A 23,576-nucleotide genomic window follows, 5' to 3' on the forward strand; every position below is an offset into this window, starting at 1 on the left:
TTCGTCAAAGCGACAGAAACCGTCGGAAAGGCGCAGTTTAAACGCAGTTCGATACCGGAGCGCACGCCGAGGGAAAAATTCTCCGCAGGCTGACTGGTCGGTATCGCAACCCTCGTCTATGTAGCCCGGATGAAATCCGGGGGCGATCGCTACGACTGCCCCGGATTTCATCCGGGCTACGCACGGCAGAGACTTTAGCCGCGGCAGCCTTGATCAGCCGCGCTCGACCGGCGTGGAGGTCAGTTCGAAGGGGCTGTTGCTGCGGCGCTGGTTGCGATCGTCACGCGGGGTGGCGCCGAAGAAGTTGCGGTAGGCGCTGGAGAAGTGCGGCCCCGAGGAGAAGCCGCAGGACAGGCCGATCTGGATGATCGACTTGCTGGTCTGCATCAGCAACTGGCGCGCCTTGTTCAGGCGCAGCTCCAGGTAGTACTGGCTGGGCACGCGATTGAGGTACTGCTTGAAGATGCGCTCCAGCTGCCGGCGCGACACGCACACGTGCTGGGCGATCTCGTCGGTGGTCAGCGGTTCCTCGATGTTGGCCTCCATCAGCAGCACGGCCTGGGTCAGCTTCGGGTGGCTGGAACCCAGACGGTTCTGCAGCGGAATGCGCTGACGCTCACCGCCCTCTCGGATACGCTCGACCACCAGCTCCTCGCTCACCGCACCGGCCAGTTCCGCACCATGATCACGAGCCAGCACCGCCAGCAGCAGGTCGAGTACCGCCATGCCGCCACAGGCGGTCAGGCGATCACGATCCCAGTCGAACAGATGACTGGTAGCGATGACCTTGGGAAAGCGTTCGGCGAAATCGTCCTGCCAGCGCCAGTGCACCGCTGCGCGATAACCATCGAGCAGGCCCAGCTGGGCCAGCGGATAGACCCCGGCTGACAGGCCGCCGATCACGCAACCACTGCGCACCTGTTGCTTGAGCGCGGCAGCCAGGCCGGCGGACACCTGCGCCGGCGGCGCGTCGGCAAGCAGGAACAGCTTGTCCAGCCCTTCCAGATGCCCGGTCCAGGGCTCGCCCGGCAGGCGCCAGTCGCCCGCCACCAGCGGCTCGGCCTGAAGGAACACCAGCTCGTACACCACTTCCGGATGCACGCGCTGGGCGACACGCAGGGCTTCCTCGGCCAGGGACAGGGTCAGGGCCTTGGTGCCGGGCCAGTATAAAAAGCCAATTCGATGGGGGGTCATGAAAGCCTGTTCAAAGTTTGCTGCGCGTCGGGCCTGCCGGGTTAGCAACAGGCTCGGAATGCTCATTTACACCAGTAAACTCCGCTTCCTCGCCTGCCTTTGCCTTGCATGCCTCTCGCTCGCAAGACTTTGAACAGGCTTTGACTCGCAGTCTAGCTTCTTATTATTTGAGACTGCCGGAAAGGAACTGCTTGAGACGTTCGGACTGCGGATTGACCAGAACCTCCTTCGGGCAGCCGCGCTCTTCCACCAGGCCCTTGTGCAGGAACACCAGCTGGTTCGATACCTCACGGGCAAAGCCCATCTCGTGGGTCACCACCACCATGGTACGGCCTTCGGTGGCCAGGTCCTGCATGACCTTGAGCACCTCGCCGACCAGCTCGGGATCGAGGGCCGAGGTGGGCTCGTCGAACAGCATCACCTCCGGCTCCATGGCCAGGGCACGGGCGATGGCCACGCGCTGCTGCTCGCCGCCACTCATGTGCGCCGGGTAGGCGTCCTTGCGGTGGGCCACGCCGACCTTGGCCAGGTAGTGCTCGGCCTTGTCACGGGCTTCGGCCTTGCTCTGGCCGAGCACGTGCACCGGCGCTTCCATGACGTTGTCCAGAGCGCTCATGTGCGACCACAGGTTGAAGTGCTGGAACACCATGGCCAGGCGCGAGCGCATGCGCTGCAGCTGCCTGGCATCGGCGGCGCGCAGCGAGCCGTCCTTGGCCGGCACCAGTTTCAGCTCTTCGTTGTTGAGCAGAATCTTGCCGGCATGCGGCTGTTCCAGCAGGTTCAGGCAGCGCAGGAAGGTGCTCTTGCCCGAGCCGCTGGAGCCGATGATGCTGATCACGTCGCCAGCCTTGGCCGCCATCGACACGCCCTTGATCACCTCATGGCTGCCGTAGCGCTTGTGCAGGTCCTGAACTTCGAGTTTGTACATGTTCGGGTTCTCTTGAATCGTCATGGCATCAGGCCTTGCGCGGTGCCAGGTAGGCCAGCCAACGACGCTCGGCCAGCTTGAACAGGCGCACCAGGATGAAGGTCAGCACCAGATAGAACAGGCCGGCGGTGATGAAGGCCTCGAACGGCATGTAGTACTGCGAGCTGACCGTGCGTGCGGCCCCGGTGATATCGATCAGGGTCACGATCGACGCCAGCGAGGTGGTGTGCAGCATCATGATCACTTCGTTGCTGTACTGCGGCAGCGCGCGACGCAGTGCCGACGGCAGCAGGATGCGGCGGTACAGCTTGCCCCGCGACATGCCCATGGCCTTGGCCGCCTCGATCTCGCCCGGCGGCGTGGCCTTGAGGCTGCCGGCCAGAATCTCCGCGGTGTAGGCGCTGGTATTGATGGCGAAGGCCAGGCAGGCGCAGAAGGTGGCGCTGGAGAAATACGGCCACATGAAGCTGTCACGGATGAACTCGAACTGGGCCAGGCCGTAGTAGATCAGAAACAGCTGCACCAGCATCGGCGTACCGCGAATCACGTAGGTATAGAGCCAGGCCGGGAAGTTGACCCAGGGCGACTTCGACACCCGCATCAGCGCCAGCGGCACCGCGAGGCTGAGGCCAATGGCCAGGGAGATCAGCAGGATTTTCAGGGTGACCAGCACGCCACCGAAGTACAGCGGCAGGTTTTCCCAGATCATTTGGTAGTCGAAGATCATAGTTCAGCCGCCTTGGTACCCACCGAGTAACGCTTCTCGAGGAAACGCAGCGCCAGCAGGGAAACGCTGGTCAGCACCAGATACAGACCCGCCACCGCCAGATAGAAGGTGAACGGCTCGCGCGTGGCGTCGGCCGCGCTCTTGGCCTTGAACATCATGTCCTGCAGGCCGACCACGGAGATCAGCGCAGTGGCCTTGGTCAGCACCAGCCAGTTGTTGGTAAAACCGGGAATGGCGAAACGGATCATCTGCGGCACGAGGATGCGGAAGAACACCTGCACCCCGCTCATGCCATAGGCCGCACCGGCTTCCGCCTGCCCCTTGGGGATCGCCATGAAGGCGCCACGGAAGGTTTCCGATAGATAGGCACCGAAGATGAAGCCCATGGTGAAGACGCCGGCAACGAAGGGGTTGATGTCGATGTACTCGTCATAACCGAGCATCGGCGCGATGCGGTTCACCAGATCCTGGCCGCCGTAGAAGATCAGCAGGATCAGCACCAGATCGGGGATACCGCGGATCACCGTGGCGTAGGTGTCGCCCAGCGCCGCTAGCCAGCGGAGCGGCGACAGGCGAAAGGCCGCGCCAAGCAGGCCCAGGAAGATCGCCACTGCCATCGACGTCAGCGCCAGGAGCAGAGTGAGCCAGGCACCGTCGAGAATGGTCGAGCCGTAGCCTTGAAGCATGCGCTAATACCTCTCAGGCACCACAGCGGCGCCGCATAGCACAAAGGGAAGTCAAGTCGCTTGCGCGACGAACCACAGGTTGAGTGCAAGGCCTGGCGCTCAGGGCGACCCCTGAAGCACCGGCCCTGCAGAGCCAAGAAAAAAGTGGCACAACCTCAGCGAAGGTCAGTGCCACTTCATCTGCCTCGCAGCGCTTACTTACCGTAAACGTCGAAGTCGAAGTACTTGTCCTGCACTTCCTTGTACTTGCCGTTGGCGCGAATGGCCAGGATGGCGGCGCTGATCTTGTCGGCCAGCTCCTTGTCACCCTTGCGCACGGCGATACCGGCTCCCTCGCCGAAGTACTTGGTGTCGGTGTAGTCCGGGCCGACGAAGGCAAAGCCCTTGCCGGCATCGGTCTTGAGGAAACCGTCGTCGATGTTCACCGAGTCGGCCAGGGTGGCGTCCAGACGGCCGGACTGCATGTCGAGGAAGATTTCGTTCTGCGAGCTGTAACGCACCACCTCGATACCCGCCGGAGCGAAGACATCGGTGGCATAGCGGTCATAGATGGAAGCGCGCTGCACGCCGACCTTCTTGCCTTTCAGATCGACCAGCGGGTCCTTGATCTCGGTCCCGGCCTTCATCGCCAGCTTGGCGGGGGTGTGATAGTACTTGCCGGTGAAGTCCACGGACTTCTTGCGTTCCTCGGTGATCGACATGGACGACAGCACCGCGTCGAACTTGCGCACCTTCAGCGCCGGGATCAGGCCGTCGAACTCCTGCTCGATCCACTTGCACTCGACCTTCATCTCCTCGCACAGGGCGTTGCCGATGTCGTAGTCGAAGCCGGAAATCTGGCCATCGGGAGTCTTGAATGCGAAGGGTGGGTAGGCCGCCTCGATACCGATGCGCAGCGGCTTCTCGGCCAGCGCCAGGGGCGACATCAGGGACAGCGCCAGGGCGCCGAGCAGTGCGATCTTCTTCATTCTTTGCTCCTTCGAATTGGGTATGGCATCGATGGCAGTGAGGGGGCCCGACCTTTTATGAATTGTAGAAGGCGGCGCTGCGCTGTCGTGGTGGACGAGCGACAAAGGGGCCTTGGCTGGGTGAGCGGCATTCTAGCGGCAGGCAATGAGGCGATATTTCCTCAATGCGACAACTAATTACAGAAGCACAGGATGCGCGCGGCGCAGATATTGACAGGCAGGAAAAGGAGTGATCAAGCAGAAAAGGGCAAACGGATATCTACAGCAATACCCAGGCCAATAATCGCGAAACACCCGCAGCATGGGCTCTGGCGCCGCTTCACGATTTCCTTGAGGGGCGACAAACGGCACTGTATCGGCGCAGCAGCGTTTCCTAAACGCCCAAATGGGTGCGCGATGTTACCGCGGCGTTATGCAAACCGCAGGGTGCGCCGTGCGCACCGCGGGAACATTCCATGCAAAAGCCGTCGTTACTCCACGAACAAGCGTCATTACGCCAGGGGACAACCGTCATTGCCACTCAGGCCCTTGCGCAGTGCGCGCGCGAGCATCGTGGCTCACTCGCCGGCGCGCAGACTCAGGCGTGCGACCACGCGGTTTTCCTCGGCGCGATCCAGCCCGGCTTCCTCCACGCGTATGCCCTGCCCCTCCAGCGCCTCTATCCAGCCCAGCAACTGGGCGAAGGCCACCGGTTGCAGGTTGACCTGCACCGCGCCGAGCCCCTCGGTATCCAGGCGCTCGATCACCAGCCCCTGCTCGGCCGCACTTGCCGTGACCACCCCTTGCAGGCGCGCCGGCTCGAGGCTGGTACGCGGTTGCAGCTCACGCCCCTGTACCAGCGGCGCCCGACTCCGCAGGTAGGCATACAGCTCGCGCTGCTCCTCGAACGCGGCGCGTGCGGCCTGGGCGTGGCGCTGCGCCGGCTGCCACAGCGCCAGGTAGAACAGCACCAGCAGCAGGAACAGACTCAGGGCAAGCAGCGCCAGACGATCACGCGCCGGCAGCGTCTGCCAGCGCAGCGCCAGTGGCGAGCGCTGCCAATGCAATTGCAGGTTTTCGCTCCATCCCATTCTCGACATGCCGCTCATCCTCCGATCACCACACGTGCGCTGACACCCTCTGCCTCGCGGCTGGCCGACCCCATCTGTACCGCCAGACCGGCCTGCTCCAGGCGCTCACGCAAGCGCTCGAGTTCGGCGAACCCCGGCGCCTGCAACTGCAGCGACAGGTCGCCGCGAGTCGCGCTGAAATCGAGCTGATTGACCTGCACCTGCGCGCCCCCATCGCCGTTCAGAGCCGCCGCCACTTCGGCCAGCAGCCCCAGTAGCGGGCTGTCACTGCCAGCGGACTGCGCCAGGTGCTGATCGAACTGTGCACGCAGGTTGATCAGCTTGTTGTCCTGCGGGAACAACTCGCGGTACAGCGCCTCGCTGGAGGCGGCGTAGGCATCGGCTTCGCGCTGCAGGTACCAGCCCTGCGCCAGATTGAACCCCCACTGCAGCGCCAGACACAGCGCCAGCACCGCGGCCAGCGGGCGCCAGCGCAGCCAGCCCTCGCCGCTCTGACGCAGGGCGAAAGCCCCTTGCGCCAGATCGACACCGCTGCCCTGGCCTACCAGCCATTGCGGCGCATCTTCCAGCAGATGCACCTCATCGACCGGCTCGGGCAGCACCTGCCCCGCCGGCGCACTGGCGATGCACGGCGTCGGGCAACGACTGGCCAGTGCCGGCCAATCCTCGGCTTGCAGGGCCAGACGCCAGGGCGCCTCCCCGCCCAGCAGCCAGCGCGACTGCAGCCAGAGCAGCTGGCTGCCCTGGCGTGGCAGCAGATCGGCATCGATGCGAATCGCCTGCGGCGGTTGCGCGGCGAACAGCGCCAGGCATTCGCGTAGCCAGGCGGCGCGCACGGCATAGACCCGGTGACGGCCGTCGGCCAGCTGTTCGCCCAGTGCCAGGTGCATCAGCTCGACGTCCTCGGCGAGCAGTTCCTCCACGGCGAACGGGAGGGCCTGACGCATCCAGCGCGCCTTCTGCGTCGGCAACTGCACGGCGCACGCGGTGACCGCCTCCACCGGCAGCACCAGTTCCCAATGCACTGGCAGGTCCGCCAGCGCCTCGCTCAGGCTCAGCGTATGGCTATGCTCGGCGGTCACCCGCTGCACCGGCAACGCCGGGCCGAGCTCGTGGCACGCCGCAGGCGGCAGGAAAATCCATAACGGGTTCATTCTCGTTCTTCCTCAACGGACGGTGGCGGCATGCCGCCCTGCCCCAGATCACGCGCCAGGACACTGACCTGGCCATCATTGCTGCGCTGCAACAGGCTGCGCAAGACCACCCGGCGCTCGCCCAGGCTGACCTCGCTGAACACTTCGAAATACTGGCTGCCGACCGCCAGCCCCTGCACCACCTGCTCGCCCATGCCGGCGAGTGCAGGCTGGGCGGCGAAGGCTGCCGGGCTGGGATAGCCCTCGGCGCCGCGCGCGGCGATCAGCGCCGTGGCCGTGTCCGGCGTCAAGCCATCGGACAGGCTGGAGAGCACCATGGCGCTGGCCGTATTGACGTTGAGCAACGCCTCGCCCGGCAGCGCGCTGACGAAGGGCAGCAACCGGCGATAGTCGGCCTCGTCCATCTCCAGCAACAGGCGCAGCTCGGACACATCGGTGACCTCGCGGTTGGCCGCGCGATAAGGCGGCGTTGCCAGCAGGTACTGGCCGTCCTCGGCGCCGTTGCCGCCCTGCGGCTCGCTATCGGTGTCCAGCCAGTCCAGCAGGCGCTCGGCATAGGGCTTGTCGATGCCCAGGCGCAGCAGCAGGCGACGCAAACGCAATACCGCCAGCTCGTTGGGCCGCCCCTGGCGAACCAGGCTGTTGAGGTTGAAGCGAGCGCTGGGATCGACGATGCGCACGCGCAGCTCGCCGCCCTCGTCCAGCGGGAAGGTCAGCGGCCTGGCCCAGGGCTCCAGCAGATGGTCCACCGGCTGACGCGGATCGCCGCGGCGCACATCACGCTCCAGCACCGCCTTGGCCAGGGTTTCGCCACCCAGGGCATAGTGCCAGGCCTGGTTCACGTGCAACTGGTTGGCGCTGCTGCGGATTGACAGCTGCTGGCGGGCAATCAGCCCGGCGCAGACCACCGTGACCACGGCGACCACCAGCAGTACGGTGATCAAGGCTACCCCGCTCTGCCGCCTCATGCTTGCGGCACCTCTTCGTCGTCTTCGGTCGGCGCGCCGTTGCGCTTCTGCGCCGGCAGATCCGGCAGGCGCAGCAGACGACGCAGTTCGCCATAGCGACGATGTTGCAGGCGCAGCTCCACCGCACGCGGCAGTTCGGTGAGGGCGCCGTCACCCGTCGCACCGACTGGCGGCCAGTCGGGCTGCCACTGCCCGTCCTTGTCCAGGTAGCGCAGGCTCAGCGACTCGACCCCATTGAGCGCCTGCTGAATCTGCGGCGTACTGTCCTGCGCCCGATCCAGCACAGACCAGTAACGCCGCTGCCATTGCTCGCCACTTAGCTGCCAGCGCACCCGCTGTATCTCGGCGCGCGGCTGGCCGAGCGGGTTGCGCCAGCCGGCACGGCTCAACTCCAGCGCCGTGGCGTCGGCCAGATCACTGTGCAGCGCCGGCTGCGCGTCGCCGAAAGCATCGCGAATCGGCCGCACCGTCACCTGCCGCAGGTCGCGCTCGAAGGCCGACAGGGCACGGGTCAGCTCGCGCAACTGGCGCTCGTGCTCACGGGTCACGGCGTCGGCACTGAGCACGCTGTCGAGCATGCGGTAGGTAGCCAGCCCCAGCAGGGCGAAGATGGCGATGGCGATCAGCAGCTCCAGCAGGGTGAAGCCGCGCTGAGCGCTCCCACACATCATGGAGCCCCGAGAAAGCCGCTGAAGGTCACCAGGTAGGGTGGGCTTCAGCCCACCATGGCTGGCCGCTATTGGTGGGCCAAAGCGGAGCGCCACCCGGCCCACCCTACAGGCTGCTCGCGAACCCGCATCGACGCTATTTCGCGAGCAGAGCTCACTCCAACAGGGCAGACGAATCACTGCGGCGCCCCCAGAAAACCGCTGAGGGTCACCAGTTCGTAGGGTGGGCTTCAGCCCACCATGGCTGGCCGCTGTTGATGGGCTGAGGGTCACCCTACAGGCTGCTCGCGAACCCGCATCGACGCCATTTCGCGAGCAGAGCTCACTCCAACAGGGCAGACGAATCACTGCGGCACCCCCAGGAAACCGCTGAGCGTGACCAGCGCGCGCTCACGCAGATCACCCCTGGCGCCACGCTCGTCGGCGGCGACCCACAGTGTCACGCGACGCATGGCCGGCTCGCTGGTGGCCTGGATCTCGCTCTGCCACAGCCAGCGCCGCCCGGCGAACTCCAGCTGACCCTGGTCACGGCCATCGGCAGGCGGCGTATCGGTCAATTGCAGCTCGGTCAGGCGGTTGTCGGCCACCCACATGGCCAGGGTCTTGTTCTCCAGCTGGCTGGCGGTGCGCACGCTGCGCCCACTGGCAGTCAGCACGCTGGCGGCGACCAGGGCGAAGATGGCCAGGGCCACCAGCACCTCGAGCAGGGTGAAGCCGCGCGCGCCCCTCATCCCGCACGCCCGCTACCCAGGTCCTCGACACGCGGCAGGCCAAAGCCGTCGCTGGACAGTTGCAGGCGCAGGCCGTCGCGTCGGCGCTCGGCCAGGCGCAGACGAAAGGGCGTCAGCTCGCCACTGGAGAGGATCAGCAGCTGCGGCGCGCCCGTGCTGGCCGTCGCCGGCAGGGCGAAGGCCTCGCCCTCGACCTCGAACGCCAGCTCGGCCCAGTCCGGCAGGCGATGGGCCTGACGGTCCAGCGCCTGCCACTCGGCGCGCAGCGGGTCGTAACGCATCACTCGATAGCCTTCACGGGTAAAGCTCAGCCCGTATTCGCGGTTGTCCAGCACCGCTTCGTCGACCAGCACGCCGATCAGCCCGCTGAGCCGCTCGGCCTCGCTGCGCAGCTCGCGCGACGGCCCGGCCATGCCGGTGCTGAACACCGCCAGGCCGATCAGGCTGCCGAGAATCACCAGCACCACCAGCAGTTCGATCAGGGTGAAGCCACGCTGGCCGCGGTGCGCAGGACTGAGCGACATGGTCGGGTCAGAGATCCCAGTTGCCGATGTCGGCGTTCAGGTCGCTGCCGCCCTGCTTGCCATCGGCGCCGAGCGAGTAGAGATCGAAAGCGCCGCGGGTGCCGGGCGCCAGGTATTGATAAGGGTTACCCCAGGGGTCAACGGGCAGGCGCTTGAGGTAGCCGTCCTTGTTCCAGTTCTTCGCCGGCGGGTTGCCGCTCGGCCTGCTCACCAGCGCCTCCAGCCCCTGCTGGGTGCTGGGGTAGTTGTGGTTGTCGAGCTTGTACATGTCCAGCGCCGCGCCGATGGCGCGAATGTCGTTCTGCGCCGCGGTGACCTTGGCCTGATCCGGCCGGCTCATCACCTGCGGCACCACCAGCGCAGCGAGAATCCCGAGGATCACCACCACCACCATGATTTCGATAAGCGTGAAGCCTGTCTGACGTTTTCTCACCTGTTACCCCACCATTTGGTTCAACGAAAGAATCGGCAGCAGGATGGCCAGCACGATCACCAGCACCACTGCGCCCATGAAAACCAGCATGAACGGCTCGAACAATCCGACCAGCAAGGCGATCTGTGCGCCGAGGTCGTTTTCCTGGTTCTTCGCCGTGCGCGCCAGCATCTGATCCAGCTCGCCGGAGCGCTCGCCGCTGGCGATCATGTGCAGCATCATCGGCGGGAACTGTCCGGTGGCCTCCAGCGAACGGGTCAGGCTGCCGCCCTCGCGCACCTTCTGCGCGGCCACCAGCACCTCGCCGCGGATCACCCGGTTGCCGATCACCTCGCCGGCGATCGCCAGCGCCTCCACCAGCGGCACGCCACTGCGGGTGAGGATCGCCAGGGTCGAGGCGAAGCGCGCGCAATCGGTGGCGCGGCCCAGCCGGCCGATCAACGGCAGGCGCAAGAGAAATCGATGCCAGCGCAGCCTGAACGTCTCGTCGCGCAGCGCCGCGCGCAAGGCGACGATCACCAGTATCAGCGCCACCAGAGCGACCAGCCCCCAGGCCTTGACCCAGTCGCTCAGGGCGATCAGCCCGCGGGTCAGGGCAGGCAGGGTCTGCCCGGAATCGACGAAGACCTTGACCACGTCCGGCACCACGTAACCGAGCAGGAAGCCGACGATCAACAGGGAGGCGCACATCAGGATCACCGGGTAGAGCAAGGCCAGCTGCACCTTCTGCCGCGACTGCTGACGCTGCTCGGTGTAGTCGGCCAGTTGCTCCAGCACCGGGCCGAGATGCCCGGCATGCTCGCCGGCTGCCACCGTGGCGCGGTACAGCTCGGGAAAGGCGGCCGGGAATTCCTTGAGGCTGCCGGCCAGGCTGTGACCTTCCAGCACGCGGGCGCGCACCGCCAGCAACATGCCCTGGATACGCGAATTGGTGGATTGCGCAGCCGCGGCGCGCAACGCTTCCTCGATGGGCAGCGCCGCCTGGATCAGTGTCGCCAGCTGTCGGGTGACCAGCGCCAGATCGCGCGCCGACAGGCCACGGGCAAAGCCCAGGCGCGCCTGGCCACTGCCCTGCTCGCGGCTGCGCGTGGCCTTGACCTCTAGCGGCGCCAATTGACGCTCGCGCAGCAGTTGGCGCACCTGACGCGCGCTGTCGGCCTCCAGTACACCCTTCTGCTGGCGACCGCGCCCGTCCAGGGCGATGTATTCAAAGGCTGCCATCGAAAGGTCGCCCCAGTTGTTTCCGTAGGAGCGGCTTCAGCCGCGATTCACAACGACCCGCGGCTGAAGCGCAATGCCGCCCTGCCGCTCCTGCAAGAGCCATTGCCAGTATCCCTCTCAGCATCATTCTTCCCGCGTCACGCGCAGCACTTCTTCCACCGTGGTCACCCCTTCCAGCACCTTGCGCCGGCCATCGTCACGGATGCTCGGCCCGAGGGTACGGGCGTGACGGGTCATGTCCTGCTCGGAAGCGCGGCTGTGCACTAGGGTGCGCATGGTTTCATCGAACACCACCAGTTCGTAGATGCCGGTCCGCCCGCGATAGCCCTGCTGGTGGCAGTGGGCGCAACCGCGCGCATGGTAAAGGGTCGGCGGCGAGCTGGCCGGTACGCCGAGCAATGCGCATTCGGCCGCATCGGCCGGATAAGGTTCCTTGCACGCCGGGCAGAGCACGCGCACCAGGCGCTGGGCCAGCACGCCGAGCAGCGAGGAGGAAAGCAGAAAAGGCTCCACGCCCATGTCCACCAGGCGGGTGATGGCGCCGATGGCGCTGTTGGTGTGCAGGGTCGACAGCACCAGGTGACCGGTCAGCGAGGCCTGCACGGCGATCTCGGCGGTTTCCTTGTCGCGGATCTCGCCGACCATCACCACGTCCGGGTCCTGACGCAGGATGGCGCGCAGGCCGCGAGCGAAAGTCATGTCCACCTTGCTGTTGACCTGGGTCTGGCCGATGCCTTCGAGGTGGTACTCGATGGGGTCCTCGACGGTGAGGATGTTGCGCGTGTGGTCGTTGAGGCTGACCAGGCTGGCGTACAGCGTGGTGGTCTTGCCCGAGCCGGTCGGGCCGGTGACCAGCAGGATGCCGTGCGGCTTGCGCACGGTTTCCTCCATCAGCGCACGGTCCTCGGCGCGCATGCCCAGGTGCTGCAGCGACAGGCGCCCGGCCTGCTTGTCGAGCAGACGCAGCACCACCCGCTCGCCATTGGCCGAGGGCAATGTGGAGACGCGAATATCCACCTCGCGCCCGCCGACCTTGAGCGAGATGCGTCCGTCCTGCGGCACGCGCTTCTCGGCGATGTCCAGTCGCGCCATCACCTTGACCCGTGAAACCAGCAGCGCGGCCAGTTCACGCTTGGGCTCGAGCACCTCACGCAGGATACCGTCGACGCGAAAGCGTACCACCAGGCGTTTCTCGAAGGTTTCCAGGTGGATATCGGAAGCATTCTCCTTGATCGCTTCGCCGAGGATGGCGTTGATCAGGCGGATGATCGGTGCATCGTCCTCCTGCTCCAGCAGGTCTTCGGTTTCCGGCACCTGATCCGCCAGCGAGGCCAGGTCGAGGCTGCCGCCGATGTCCTCGGCCAACTGCATGGAAGCGGAGTCGTGTTGATAGGCAGCGCCCAGCGCCTGGGCGAATTCCTGGGCGCCGAGCACCTGCAACGGCAGCGCACGACCGGCGAAGCGCTGCGCTTCGGCCAGCGCCACGGGGTCGCAATCGGCGCGGTGAGCCAGGCTGGCGCGCCCGTCATGCATGACGAAGACCACGCCATGACGCTTGGCGAAGCTGAAAGGCAGGCGGCGCAGTGGAGTATCGAGCAGCGAAGCGTTCATGCGTGACCTTAGAACAGAACCTTATCCCGGTAGTACAGCCTAACCTGACTGCTTGACCCAATGACTACATATGGGACGGTCTTTTTTGTAATGGTTATCAAATTATCTTTAACACATTGACTAGAAGTGCACACTCACCCTATTTGGGGGATGCCAAGGCCGCGCAGGCTGTTATGATCGACGCGCGACGCCCCAGGCCATAAGAAGAACAGGGTCGGTATGAAAAGTCGTCGAGCGAAGGTCAGGCCATAGCGGTGGCAAGGAACGCATGGAGCCGTGCTCGTTGCACACTCCATCAGCGAACACGCCGAGCCTGTTTCAGCGCTGAATCACCCAGGACTTTTCGTACAGAGCCTAGAACGTCGTTTGCGGAGTACAGCCTTTGCCCAATCCGGCCCTTTCCCTGCGGCTCAAGGAAAATGCCCCGAGCCTGATCGGCATGCTCGTGCTGATCCTTTCAAGCGTGAGCCTGGCATGGCAGAGCGCTGAATTGCTGCGCCTGGTGCGCGGCCCCCTGCAGTCGCCCCCCGGTCAGACCGCCTCCCTCCCCGAACAACGCGCCCAGGCGCCGATCGCCCAACTGTTCGGCACGCCAAGCCAGGCCGACAGCGGCCCGCCACCGGCCACCAACCTGCAACTGACCCTGCTCGGCAGCTTCGTGCACAACGACCCGCAACGCTCCAGTGCACTGATCCAGCGCCAGGGTCAGAGCGCCCAGCGCTATGCCATCGGCATGGACGTGGACAACGGCGTACGCCTCGACGCCGTCTACGCCGACCGCGTCGAGCTGCTGCGCAACGGCCGCCGTGAAAGCCTCACCTTCCCGCGTCAGCAAAGCGGGCAATACAGCTACACGCCGCCGGTCGAAGTCGGCGGGGACGATTCGCTGCAACAGCTCGATCAACTCGAACAGGACAATCTCGAACAACTGCGCCAGCGCATGCAAGAGCTGCGCGAACAGATGGAAGCCTCCGGCACCCTGCCCGAGGAAACGACCGCCGATCAGCCCATGGAAAGCGACTGAACCGATGCATGTTCTCCGAAGCCGACTGACCCTTGCCCTCCTCGCCGCCAGCCTGGCCACCGCCCCCCCGCCCCTGCTCGCGCAGATCCAGCAGGCACCGGCCAGCGCCAACCAGCAGGAAGAAAGCTGGACCATCAACCTCAAAGGCGCCGATATCCGCGAATTCATCGACCAGATCGCCAGCATCACCGGGCAGACCTTCGTCGTCGACCCGCGCGTGAAGGGCCAGGTCAACGTGGTATCGAGCACGCCGCTGGGGCTGTCCGAGGTCTATCAACTGTTCCTCTCGGTGATGGCCACCCACGGCTTCAGCGTGCTGACCCAGGGCGACCAGGCGCGCATCGTGCCCAACGCCGAGGCCAAGGCCGAAGCCGATGCCGGGCGCCCGGCGCCGGATCGCCTGGAAACCCGCCTGATCCAGGTGCAGCATGCACCGGTGGCCGAACTGATCCCGCTGATTCGCCCACTGGTGCCGCAGTATGGCCACCTGGCAGCCGTCACCTCGTCCAACGCGCTGATCATCAGCGACCGCAGTGCCAACATCGCCCGCATCGAGGACCTGATGCGCCAGCTCGACCAGAGCGGCGCGCAGGATTTCAGCGTGGTCACCCTGCAGCACGCCTGGGTGATGGATGCCGCCGAAGTGCTCAACACCTCCATTGCCCGCGGTCAGGCCAAGGGCACCAGCGCCACCCAGGTGGTGGCCGATGCCCGCACCAATCGCCTGATCCTGCTCGGCCCGCCGGACGCGCGCGCCAAGCTGGCCGACCTCGCCCGCTCGCTGGACAGCCCCAGCAGCCGCTCGGCCAACACCCGGGTGATCCGTCTGCGCCACAACAATGCCAAGTCGCTGGCCGAAACCCTCGGTGATATCTCCGAGGGCCTGAAGAACAAGGAGGGCAGCGAAACCACCGGCCGCCAGTCCAACATCCTCATCCGCGCCGACGAGAGCCTCAACGCCCTTGTACTGCTGGCCGAGCCCGACCTGGTCGCCACCCTCGAAGACATCGTGCGCCAGCTCGACGTGCCGCGCGCCCAAGTAATGGTCGAAGCGGCCATCGTCGAAGTCTCCGGCGACATCACCGACGCCGTCGGCGTACAGTGGGCGGTGGATGCCCGCGGCAATACCGGCGGCCTGGGCGGGGTCAACTTCGGCGGCACCGGCCTGTCGGTCGGCACCGTGCTGCAGATCCTGCAAAGCGGCGAGATCCCCGAGAATACCACCCTGCCCGACGGCGCCATCATCGGCATCGGCAGCGACCGCTTCGGCGCGCTGATCACCGCCCTGTCGGCCAACAGCAAGAGCAACCTGCTGTCCACCCCGAGCCTGCTGACCCTGGACAACCAGAAGGCGGAAATCCTCGTCGGGCAGAACGTGCCCTTCCAGACCGGCTCCTACACCACCGACGCCTCGGGCGCCGGCAACCCCTTCACCACCATCGAGCGCAAGGACATCGGCGTGACCCTCAAGGTCACCCCAAGCATCAACGAAGGTGCCACCCTGCGCCTGGAGATCGAGCAGGAAATCTCCTCCATCGCCCCCAGCACCGGGCTCAATGCCCAGGCGGTGGACCTGGTGACCAACAAGCGCTCGATCAAGAGCACCATCCTCGCCGACGACGGCCAGGTGATCGTGCTCGGCGGCCTGATTCAGGACGACGTCACCCAATCCATCTCCAAGGTGCCACTGCTCGGCGACATCCCGCTGATCGGCGGGCTGTTCCGCTCGACCCGCGACTCCCACGTCAAGCGCAACCTGATGGTCTTCCTGCGGCCCACGGTGGTACGCGACGGCGCCGGCCTGGCCGCGCTGTCGGGCAAGAAGTACAGCGATATCCGCATCATCGGCAACGGCGGCAACAACAATGGCCGCCCCAGCATCCTGCCCAGCCAGCCGAGCCAGCTGTTCGACGGCCAGGGCGCGCCGGCAGTGGATTTGCGCCAGCAGTAAGGTAGAGCGTCATCTCGCGGACGGGTGCAATCCCCGGGAAAGGCAATAGCGGCGCCACCAACCGTGGGAGGCGCTTCAGCGGCGACGGTGTCTAAAGCAGTCGCGGCTAAAGCCCCTCCCCCTGAGCCAAGCGGCTTGCCCCTCTTCACAGCTGCACAAAAGATCGTAAGGCGGTTAAAAACGCCGGAATGGCGGCGGGTTGCACCCGCCCTACGCTGAATCGAGCAGCCCCACAAACCGTGGGGGGCGCTTTAGCGGCGACGGTTTCTACAGCAGTCGCGGCTAAAGCCGCTCCTACAGCCAACGCGGCTTCGCCCCCCTCTTCACAGGTGCACGAAACATCGCAAGGCGGGTGAAAAACGCCGGAATGGCGATGGCGGGTTGCACCCGCCCTACGCTGAATTGAGCAGCCCCACAAACCGTGGGAGGCGCTTTAGTGGCGACAGGCTGCGCAGCAATCGCGGCTAAAGCCGCTCCTACAACTTGCCCCTCTGCCATCACGACCCTTGAAGCCCCCTTGCCTCTCGAACAATCAGCCCAGCGGCGGCGTGCGCGGCGGCACCTGGCGCTTGTTGCCGGTGGACTCGTAGGCCGCCGCCAGTTGCAGCAGCGCCGAATCGTCGTAGGCGCGGCCGGCGAAGGTCAGGCCCACCGGCATGCCGATATCGGCCATCACGCCCATCGGCACGGTCACGGTGGGCACACCCAGGTGACGAATCGCCAGGTTGCCGTTGGCCACCCACACGCCGTTGCTCCAGGCGATGTCGGCGGAGGCCGGGTTGACGTCGGCATCGGCCGGCGCCACGTCGGCTACGGTGGGGAACAGCACCGCGTCCAGGCCCAGCTCGTCCATCCAGTCTTCCAGGTCGATCTTGCGTGTGCGCTCCAGGCCGCGCAGGCCGTCGGGCAGCGTGGCGATCTGATCCCAGGGCTTGATGCCGCGCTTGGCCATGTTGACGTACTCGTCCATGCCCGCCGCCAGGTCGCCCTCGCGGTTCGGCAGCGTGCCGGGGTCGTGCGGGAAGATCTGCGGGCCGTCCACATCGGCCAGACGGTTGAGCTTCGGGTCACCGTTGGCGCGCAGGAAATCGTCGAAGGCCCAGCCACTCAGCTCCCATAGCTCGTCATGCAGGAATTCAGGGCTGACGATGCCGCGATTGAACACGGTCGGCGCGCCGGGGCGGTCGCCCTCGCAGTTGGATACCAGCGGGAAGTCCACTTCCACCACTTCGGCGCCGGCCGCCTCCAGCGCCTGGCGCGCCGCCTGCCACAGGGCGATCACCGTCGGCCGGGTGTGGATGCGCTGGCCGGTCGGCCCGCCGATACCCGGATTGTCACTGGTACCGGCCAGTTCGTCCTTGTTGATGAACATCTTCGGCACGCCCAGGCGCTTACCCTTGAGCGCGTCGGCCTTGGCCGCCAGCGCCAGGTAGGACTCGGGACGCACATCAGAGGCTTTCGGGATCGGCACCCAGGGCTGCAAGCGCCATAGGTCGCCACGGGTGTCCGGATCATCGGCCACCACCACGTCGAGCACCTGCAGCAGGTCGGCCATGGTGCGGGCATAGGGCACCACCACGTCCATGGTCGGCGTCAGCGGCCAGTTGCCACGCACCGAGATCACCCCGCGCGACGGCGTGTAGGCGCACAGGCCGTTGTTCGAGGCTGGGCCGCGCCCGCTGGACCAGGTTTCCTCAGCCAGACCGAAGGCGGCGAAGCTGGCAGCAGTGGCGGTACCGGCGCCGTTGGACGAGCCGGAAGCGAACGGCGCGGTGAGGTAATCGGCGTTGTACGGGCTTTCGGCGCGGCCATAGACGCCGCGCTGCATGCCGCCGTTGGCCATCGGCGGCATGTTGGTCTTGCCCAGGCAGATGGCGCCAGCGGCGCGCAGGCGCTCGATAGTGAAGGCGTCGCGCTGCGCCACCAGCGCCTTGAACGCCGGGCTACCGGAGGCGGCCGTCAGGCCCTTGACCAGGTAGCTGTCCTTGGCGGTGTAGGGGATGCCATCGAGCGGGCCGAGCGTCTCGCCGCGGGCGCGGCGCGCGTCGGAGGCCTCGGCTTCCTTCAGCGCATCGGGGTTGCGCACCACCACCGCATTGAGTCTGGTCGGCGTGTTCGGGCCGTCGTAGGCATCGATACGCGCCAGATAGGCCTTGACCAGTTCGACCGCCGTGGTGCGGCCGGACTCCAGCGCAGCACGCAGTTCGGCGATGGAAACTTCGGTTACCTCGATCATGGTGTCATCACTCGCAGAAGGCGGGCCGGCGCAACCGGCCCCGGATACGAAAACAGCACGTGCACGGCCAACGCTCGAGGGCAGTCCAGCCGTGCAACCATGCGCCCGATGATACATGTCGCCGGGCCTTGGCAGCAGTCCGTGCCGATGGTCAGGCGGCGGCCAAGGCGATACAGTCTCGGCACCGCGCTGCAGGTAGAGAAAGGCTCATGACCCGCGAAGAACGCATCCAGCTGTGGTCGGCACTGTCGGAAGTGTTCGTCGACAACGAGGCCGACTACGCCTTCATCGCCAGCCAGGTGGCAGGTTTCGACCGCACGATGGTGCAAGCGGCCTTCTACGAGGACGTCGCCCCGGCGTGCTACTCCAACATGCTCGCCCCCATCCCGCCGATCTGGACAGGCTTCGACAGCTCCTGGCTGAGTGCAGCCATCGAGCAGGCCCGAGCCGCCCGGGGCCACTCCAGCCTGCGCCGCCTGCGCGACCGACTCTTCGTCGCCTACTTGCGCCGCGCCCTGCAATCGGAATGGGCGAAGATCGTGCAGGAGCTCGATCGCCTCTGACCCCTCCCGACGTCGCCTGCTAAGGTCTCTATGCAGGCCAAAGCCTGGGAGGACAAGAATATGGATCGAACCACCGGCGGCTGCCTCTGCGGCCAGGTACGTTTCGAAACCAGCGGCCAGCCTTATCGAGTCGGCATCTGTCACTGCCTGGACTGCCGCAAGCACCACGGCGCGCTGTTTCACGCCTCGGCGATATTTCCCCTGGAGGCGGTGCGGATAGAGGGCGAAACCGGCCAGTATGCCGGCCGCCACTTCTGTCCGCGCTGCGGCTCCTCGGTATTCGGACGCTCGGCCGACGAGATCGAGGTGAACCTCGGCGCGCTGGATCAACCGGACCGCTTCACCCCGACCTACGAGCTCTGGACCATTCGCCGCGAGGCCTGGCTGCCGCCCTTCCCGTTCGACCGACACTACCGGCGCGATCGCGACGAGAGCCAGCGCTGCGAAGGCTAGCGCCGCGCCCTACGCCTCGCCGGTGCTATTGGCTCGGCAGAGCCAGGCATGCATCAGCCCGGCCTGGAAGAACTGCACCGGCGCCGCGAAACCGGCTGCCTGGATGATGCCGGCCACCTGCAGTGCCGGCAGCACCGCCACGTCCGTGGCATAGGCCGCACGTGCCCGGTCCAGCATCTGCGGGTCGACACCGGCCGAGGACATCAGCGTCATCCAGCTGTGCAGCAGGTACTCGTAGGCAGGCGATCGGGTGTCGGCCGCCAGGTCCGCATTGGCCAGCAGCCCACCTGGCTTCAGCCGCTGCGCGATCTGCCGGAAGAAGCCGGTACGCGCCTGCGCGTCGGTGAAGAACTGCGACACCAGAAAGCAGGTGGCGCCGTCATAGGCCTGACCGGCCTCGAGTGTTTCGAGATAGCCCTGATGAAAGTCGCAACGGTCGAGGAAGCCGCCCTGCCGTGCGCGCTGGCGGCACAGGTCCAGCATTGCGCCAGAGGGGTCGAGCGCGGTGAAGCGCCAGTCGGGGAAACGCTCGGCCAGATGAGCGATCTCCGCTCCGGTGCCGGCACCGACGCAGAGCATCCGCGCCTCTTGCGGCAGGCCGACGAACAGCGAGTCGAGCAGGAAGTACAGGGTATTGCGGATCGGCGCCATGCCCGCCCACTGCTGGTCGTAGCCTGCGGCCTGTTGATCGAACAGCGCCTTGAGTTCTTCTTCGCGCATGCAGCACCTTCCTTTGCGGTTTGAGGACGGCCGCGCCACACGCGGCGTTTCATCCAGTATCCCAGAGCTGTCAAGCCCCTGCCGCCTGAACGACTGGGCATTCTGTTCGCACTTTGTTCCTGGCACGCAGGACTAACAGGCATGAACCCACCCTGCGAACCGATCATGCCCAGTCCATCCGTCGAACAGAAAGCCTTCATCCTCCTGCTCGTCCTGGTGACCATTGCCTTCTTCTGGATACTGCTGCCCTTCTATGGCGCCGTGTTCTGGGCCATGGTGCTGGCCGTGGTCTTCGCGCCCCTGCAACGGCGCCTGGCCCGCCGCTTCGGCGGCCGAGGCAACCTGTCGGCGCTGCTGACGCTGATCGTCTGCCTGCTGGTGGCGATCCTGCCGGTGATCTTCGTCATCTCGGCGGTGGTGGCCGAAGGCAGCCGCCTCTACCAGCGCCTGGAATCGGGGGAACTGGATATCGGCGCCTACGTCACCAATACCATCGAGATGCTGCCGCCGTTCATGCAGGACCAGCTCGACCGCTTCGGCGTGAGCAACCTCGAGGGCCTGCGCGAACAGATCTCCAAGGGCGCCATGGCCGGCAGCCAGTACCTGGCCACCAAGGTGTTCGTCATCGGCCAGATGACCTTCGAGTTTCTCATCGGCTTCTTCATCATGCTGTACCTGCTGTTCTTCCTGCTGCGCGACGGCCAGACCCTGGCGCGCGACATCCGCACTGCCGTGCCGCTGGGCGACACCACCAAGCGCCGCCTGCAGATCAAGTTCACCCGTGTGGTACGCGCCACGGTGAAAGGCAATATCGTCGTGGCGGCCGTCCAGGGCGCCCTCGGCGGCCTGATACTCTGGGTCCTGGGCCTGCCCAGCCCGCTGCTGTGGGGGGCGCTGATGGCCTTTCTGTCCCTGCTGCCGGCAGTCGGCGCCGGCCTGGTCTGGGCGCCGATGGCCGCCTACCTGCTGCTCAGCGGCAGCGTCTGGCAAGGGGTCACGCTAAGCGTATTCGGCGTGCTGGTGATCAGCCTGGTGGACAACATCCTGCGCCCCATCCTGGTCGGCAAGGACACGCGCATGCCCGACTACCTGATCCTCACCTCCACCCTCGGCGGCCTGGCCCTGCTGGGCCTCAACGGCTTCGTGATCGGCCCGCTGGTGGCAGCCTTGTTCGTCGCCAGCTGGAATCTGTTCGGCAGCAGGAAAAAGACGGTCAGGCTGCCGCAGTAACAATCCTTGAACGAGAGCAACGCCAGCAGTTGGGAACAGCGCCTGGTCCGCTACTCCTGTGACGGACGCTCTTCTGTGCACCAGTCAGGATCATCGCTGAGCACCACACGACGTATGCGACCGCTGTCGAAGTAGGGCACCTCGGGGCAATAGCGTTGGCCGGCGGTTGTATCGGTAGCGATCCACGTGACACCTTCGGAACGCAGCAGGACCGGTTTCTCCCCAGGCAGGGCGGGCTTCCAGATATCGATGTAGGTGCGCTGCAGAAACGCCCAGTCGTCGACCTCACAGGTTTTCGGGTCGATCTGATGCAGCCTCAGGCGCCCATCGGCGGTCTGTTCAACCCGCCCCGGATACTCGATGAAGCCCTCGTTGTAACCGGGCGCGATATAGCAAATGCGCCGTACGCCGCCATCCATGACCGGCAGGAGGTAACTGCTCTGGGTATCGACCTCCTGCAGGTCACCGCCCTTCCAGCGGTAGATCGATACGCCATGCTCACAGCAGCTGGCCCGCCAGAAGGAATACACGACCTGATGCTCAGGGTCGAAATCAGCAGAGGTAATGCCCTGCAACGTTGCTGGCGCATCGACGAAACGCGCCGAGGCCGGATCATAGAGCCAGGTCTGATACGGAATGTTGGGACCAGCAGGGAGAAACTGGGCGATGCTCAGATCCGGCCAGCCATCGAAGTTCGCATCGAGCAGCTCGGGCGTGAAAATGCTGCAAGTCCCCTGGGATTCGGTTTCCAGGGTCTGGAACAACGCGCCGTCCTTGTATAGACGGATGGCCGAAACCAGTGGCGGCGTCCGGCAACCGTCGCCCTGCTGCTCGGGCAGCGCATCGGCGAGCAGACGTACATCGTAGGGAAAGCGAGCTTGCAGCGCGTCGGCAGACTCGGCCTTGCGCAAGGCCAGTGGCAACCTGCGCTTGCCGTCGGGCGAACCCCAGGTGCCAGTGACACTGCCATCGAGCGACTCGATCGTCCAGACGCCCGTAGTGATCGCCCTATTCCCACGATCATGCTCGATCAACTCCGCCCCATCCCCCCGTACCCTTCCCTGTAGCACAAGCTGGTGGCGCGTCTGGTTGTTGCAGGGCTGATAGCAGTAAGTGCCTGAAAGGTCATCGGCAATACGGCTCAGCGAGACCTCGACATGCTTACTGCCCAGCGTGCCAACGAAGGCATGACTCCAGACGGGAAACTCCACGGCACCATCAGGCGCTTGTGCTGCGCTGGCCCGCATCGCCAGCGGCCAGAGCGAGGCCAGGATGAGCGTCAAGGAGCAAAGGAAAACACGGGAATTACGGAGTGAGCGCATGCAACGTCCTTGTTTCGTGGGGAGCGAACGCAGCGCAGTATGCCCTCGCGAAGGTGGGAAGACGACTCTCGCCCGGGGCTCGCCAGTGCAAATGGCAGAGCCTGCGATGACAGACCGCTCGATTCCCCTCACGCGCCGGCCTGCGAGCGATGCATTTGCGCCAGCTGTCCCTGGCGCAAACGCATCGCCCATGGCCGGTCAGCCAGCCTTCACCGTCATGCCGCCATCGGCCATGACCACCGCGCCAACCATAAAGCTGGCCCGCTCGGAGGCGAGAAATGCCACTACCTCGGCAATCTCCCGCGGCTGAGCCGCACGGCCGATCGGCGCGGCCTCGCCGTGCTGGGCCAGGAAGGCCGGGCCGTCCTCCACCACATCGTTGAGGATGTTGGTCACCACATCTCCCGAACCGACGGCGTTCACCCGAATGCCATGCTCGATGGCCTCGAGTGCCAGCGTGCGAGTGAGCTGGGCCAGCGCCCCCTTGGAAGCGGCGTAGGCAGCGATGGTGGGAAAGGCGAAGTAGGACGCATAGGACGCGATGTTGACGATGGCGCCGGACTTGTTCGGCATCATCGCCTTGATCGCTTCGCGGCAATGCAGAAAAGCTGCGGTGGCGTTGACGGCCTGGATGCGCTCCCAATCCTGCCGGGTCATGTCCACCACTGCCTTGTTGATGATGATGCCCGCATTGTTCACCAGAATATCGAGCCGGCCGAAGCGCTCCACCGCCAGCGCCACCGCGCGCCCGGCGGCGCCGTCCTCGGTGATGTCGGCCACCAGCGGCACCAGCCCCGGCTGGGCCAGTTCCTCCACGGCGGGATCGATGTCCTCGGCAATGACCTTGGCCCCGCGGGCATGCAGCAGCAACGCGGTGGCCTTGCCGATGCCGCTGGCGGCGCCGGTGACCAGAGCGACCTTGCCCGCCACTTCCTGGGTGATGATGTTCTTGATGTCAGCCATGGTGATACCTCCTCAATGGGGCGAAGCGAAACCTTCGCCAATGCACCACGTAGGGGTGCGTTAGAAGACGGTTTCATCCTCTCCCGATTGGTCATGGCGGGCTTGCGCCGCCTTGGCTGGCTGTCGCGGTCTTGCGCTCAATCCACCCGAACGGCCGCCGGGGCATGCGCGGATGGCAGCCCAGCGCCCGTGCGCTAACCTGTCCAGCGCCGCCCCGACAGGGGCACCAAC

The 23,576-nt window shown here is 65.6% G+C and carries 23 protein-coding genes; 5 read left to right on the forward strand and 18 right to left on the reverse strand.

Annotated features, from left to right (window positions below; genetic code table 11):
• Window positions 1–213: 213 nt before the first annotated feature.
• The 14 genes from argR to gspE all read right to left on the reverse strand — a co-directional run bounded on the left by argR (window position 214) and on the right by gspE (window position 12,883).
• The gene (gene argR, locus BLS61_RS00735; RefSeq protein WP_090426023.1) at window positions 214–1,194 is read right to left on the reverse strand and encodes a transcriptional regulator ArgR; all 981 of its coding nucleotides are present in this window, start codon (window positions 1,192–1,194) and stop codon (window positions 214–216) included.
• Window positions 1,195–1,357: 163 nt separating this feature from the next.
• The gene (locus BLS61_RS00740; RefSeq protein WP_090426025.1) at window positions 1,358–2,122 is read right to left on the reverse strand and encodes an ABC transporter ATP-binding protein; all 765 of its coding nucleotides are present in this window, start codon (window positions 2,120–2,122) and stop codon (window positions 1,358–1,360) included.
• A gap of 28 nt (window positions 2,123–2,150) precedes the next feature.
• Window positions 2,151–2,849: an ABC transporter permease gene (locus BLS61_RS00745; RefSeq protein ID WP_090426028.1), complete on the reverse strand. Its 699-nt coding sequence runs from the start codon at window positions 2,847–2,849 to the stop codon at window positions 2,151–2,153.
• On the reverse strand, window positions 2,846–3,535 hold the full coding sequence (locus tag BLS61_RS00750) for an ABC transporter permease (RefSeq protein WP_090426031.1): 690 nt from the start codon (window positions 3,533–3,535) through the stop codon (window positions 2,846–2,848). Before BLS61_RS00750 ends, BLS61_RS00745 begins: the two co-directional genes overlap by 4 nt.
• Window positions 3,536–3,729: 194 nt before the next feature.
• Window positions 3,730–4,503 carry an ABC transporter substrate-binding protein gene (locus tag BLS61_RS00755; RefSeq protein ID WP_090426034.1) on the reverse strand — a complete coding sequence of 258 codons (774 nt, stop codon included), beginning with the start codon at window positions 4,501–4,503 and terminating at the stop codon, window positions 3,730–3,732.
• 557 nt (window positions 4,504–5,060) lie between these two features.
• Window positions 5,061–5,582 carry a type II secretion system protein M gene (locus BLS61_RS00760; protein ID WP_394328126.1) on the reverse strand — a complete coding sequence of 174 codons (522 nt, stop codon included), beginning with the start codon at window positions 5,580–5,582 and terminating at the stop codon, window positions 5,061–5,063.
• A 5-nt stretch (window positions 5,583–5,587) separates the two neighbouring features.
• Window positions 5,588–6,727, reverse strand: coding sequence for a type II secretion system protein GspL (gene gspL, locus BLS61_RS00765; protein ID WP_090426039.1), 1,140 nt, complete (start codon window positions 6,725–6,727; stop codon window positions 5,588–5,590).
• Window positions 6,724–7,695: a type II secretion system minor pseudopilin GspK gene (gspK, locus tag BLS61_RS00770; RefSeq protein WP_090426040.1), complete on the reverse strand. Its 972-nt coding sequence runs from the start codon at window positions 7,693–7,695 to the stop codon at window positions 6,724–6,726. The genes gspL and gspK overlap by 4 nt, the downstream gene beginning before the upstream one ends.
• The gene (gspJ, locus tag BLS61_RS00775; protein WP_090426041.1) at window positions 7,692–8,366 is read right to left on the reverse strand and encodes a type II secretion system minor pseudopilin GspJ; all 675 of its coding nucleotides are present in this window, start codon (window positions 8,364–8,366) and stop codon (window positions 7,692–7,694) included. Before gspJ ends, gspK begins: the two co-directional genes overlap by 4 nt.
• A 341-nt stretch (window positions 8,367–8,707) precedes the next feature.
• Window positions 8,708–9,094, reverse strand: coding sequence for a type II secretion system minor pseudopilin GspI (gspI, locus tag BLS61_RS00780; RefSeq protein WP_090426042.1), 387 nt, complete (start codon window positions 9,092–9,094; stop codon window positions 8,708–8,710).
• Complete coding sequence (gspH, locus tag BLS61_RS00785; RefSeq protein ID WP_090426043.1) at window positions 9,091–9,618, reverse strand: type II secretion system minor pseudopilin GspH; 528 nt, start codon at window positions 9,616–9,618, stop codon at window positions 9,091–9,093. Before gspH ends, gspI begins: the two co-directional genes overlap by 4 nt.
• Before the next feature lie 7 nt (window positions 9,619–9,625).
• A complete protein-coding gene (gene gspG, locus BLS61_RS00790; RefSeq protein ID WP_090426044.1) occupies window positions 9,626–10,051 on the reverse strand; it encodes a type II secretion system major pseudopilin GspG in 426 nt (141 codons plus the stop codon).
• Window positions 10,052–10,054: 3 nt separating this feature from the next.
• The gene (gene xcpS / locus BLS61_RS00795; protein ID WP_090426045.1) at window positions 10,055–11,272 is read right to left on the reverse strand and encodes a GspF family T2SS innner membrane protein variant XcpS; all 1,218 of its coding nucleotides are present in this window, start codon (window positions 11,270–11,272) and stop codon (window positions 10,055–10,057) included.
• Window positions 11,273–11,395: 123 nt separating this feature from the next.
• On the reverse strand, window positions 11,396–12,883 hold the full coding sequence (gspE, locus tag BLS61_RS00800) for a type II secretion system ATPase GspE (RefSeq protein WP_090426046.1): 1,488 nt from the start codon (window positions 12,881–12,883) through the stop codon (window positions 11,396–11,398).
• A 382-nt stretch (window positions 12,884–13,265) separates the two neighbouring features.
• On the opposite strand from gspE, the gene BLS61_RS00805 reads away from it, so the two are divergent.
• Both BLS61_RS00805 and gspD read left to right on the forward strand, forming a co-directional pair.
• Window positions 13,266–13,907, forward strand: coding sequence for a type II secretion system protein N (locus BLS61_RS00805; RefSeq protein ID WP_090426047.1), 642 nt, complete (start codon window positions 13,266–13,268; stop codon window positions 13,905–13,907).
• Window positions 13,908–13,911: 4 nt separating this feature from the next.
• The gene (gspD, locus tag BLS61_RS00810) at window positions 13,912–15,858 is read left to right on the forward strand and encodes a type II secretion system secretin GspD (protein WP_090426048.1); all 1,947 of its coding nucleotides are present in this window, start codon (window positions 13,912–13,914) and stop codon (window positions 15,856–15,858) included.
• A gap of 532 nt (window positions 15,859–16,390) precedes the next feature.
• On the opposite strand, the gene BLS61_RS00815 is transcribed toward gspD, so the two are convergent.
• Window positions 16,391–18,094 (reverse strand): amidase, encoded by a 1,704-nt coding sequence (locus BLS61_RS00815; protein WP_090426050.1) that lies wholly within the window; start codon window positions 18,092–18,094, stop codon window positions 16,391–16,393.
• A gap of 209 nt (window positions 18,095–18,303) precedes the next feature.
• Here BLS61_RS00815 and BLS61_RS00820 point away from each other — a divergent pair, with 209 nt between their 5' ends.
• Window positions 18,304–18,657, forward strand: coding sequence for a DUF7079 family protein (locus BLS61_RS00820; RefSeq protein WP_090426053.1), 354 nt, complete (start codon window positions 18,304–18,306; stop codon window positions 18,655–18,657).
• Between the two features lie 60 nt (window positions 18,658–18,717).
• A complete protein-coding gene (locus tag BLS61_RS00825; RefSeq protein ID WP_090426858.1) occupies window positions 18,718–19,110 on the forward strand; it encodes a GFA family protein in 393 nt (130 codons plus the stop codon).
• Between the two features lie 9 nt (window positions 19,111–19,119).
• Here the strand turns inward: BLS61_RS00825 and BLS61_RS00830 are convergent, their stop codons facing one another.
• Window positions 19,120–19,830, reverse strand: coding sequence for a class I SAM-dependent methyltransferase (locus BLS61_RS00830; protein ID WP_090426056.1), 711 nt, complete (start codon window positions 19,828–19,830; stop codon window positions 19,120–19,122).
• Between the two features lie 165 nt (window positions 19,831–19,995).
• Between BLS61_RS00830 and BLS61_RS00835 the strand changes: the two genes are divergently transcribed.
• A complete protein-coding gene (locus tag BLS61_RS00835; protein ID WP_090426862.1) occupies window positions 19,996–21,060 on the forward strand; it encodes an AI-2E family transporter in 1,065 nt (354 codons plus the stop codon).
• A 50-nt stretch (window positions 21,061–21,110) separates the two neighbouring features.
• Here BLS61_RS00835 and BLS61_RS00840 read toward each other — a convergent pair whose 3' ends face one another.
• Both BLS61_RS00840 and BLS61_RS00845 read right to left on the reverse strand, forming a co-directional pair.
• Window positions 21,111–22,382, reverse strand: coding sequence for an XAC2610-related protein (locus BLS61_RS00840; RefSeq protein ID WP_090426060.1), 1,272 nt, complete (start codon window positions 22,380–22,382; stop codon window positions 21,111–21,113).
• A gap of 198 nt (window positions 22,383–22,580) precedes the next feature.
• Window positions 22,581–23,345 (reverse strand): SDR family NAD(P)-dependent oxidoreductase, encoded by a 765-nt coding sequence (locus BLS61_RS00845; protein ID WP_090426064.1) that lies wholly within the window; start codon window positions 23,343–23,345, stop codon window positions 22,581–22,583.
• Window positions 23,346–23,576: the final 231 nt, after the last annotated feature.

Origin of the sequence: Ectopseudomonas guguanensis, from assembly GCF_900104265.1 — a bacterium.
Classification (GTDB): domain Bacteria; phylum Pseudomonadota; class Gammaproteobacteria; order Pseudomonadales; family Pseudomonadaceae; genus Aquipseudomonas; species Aquipseudomonas guguanensis.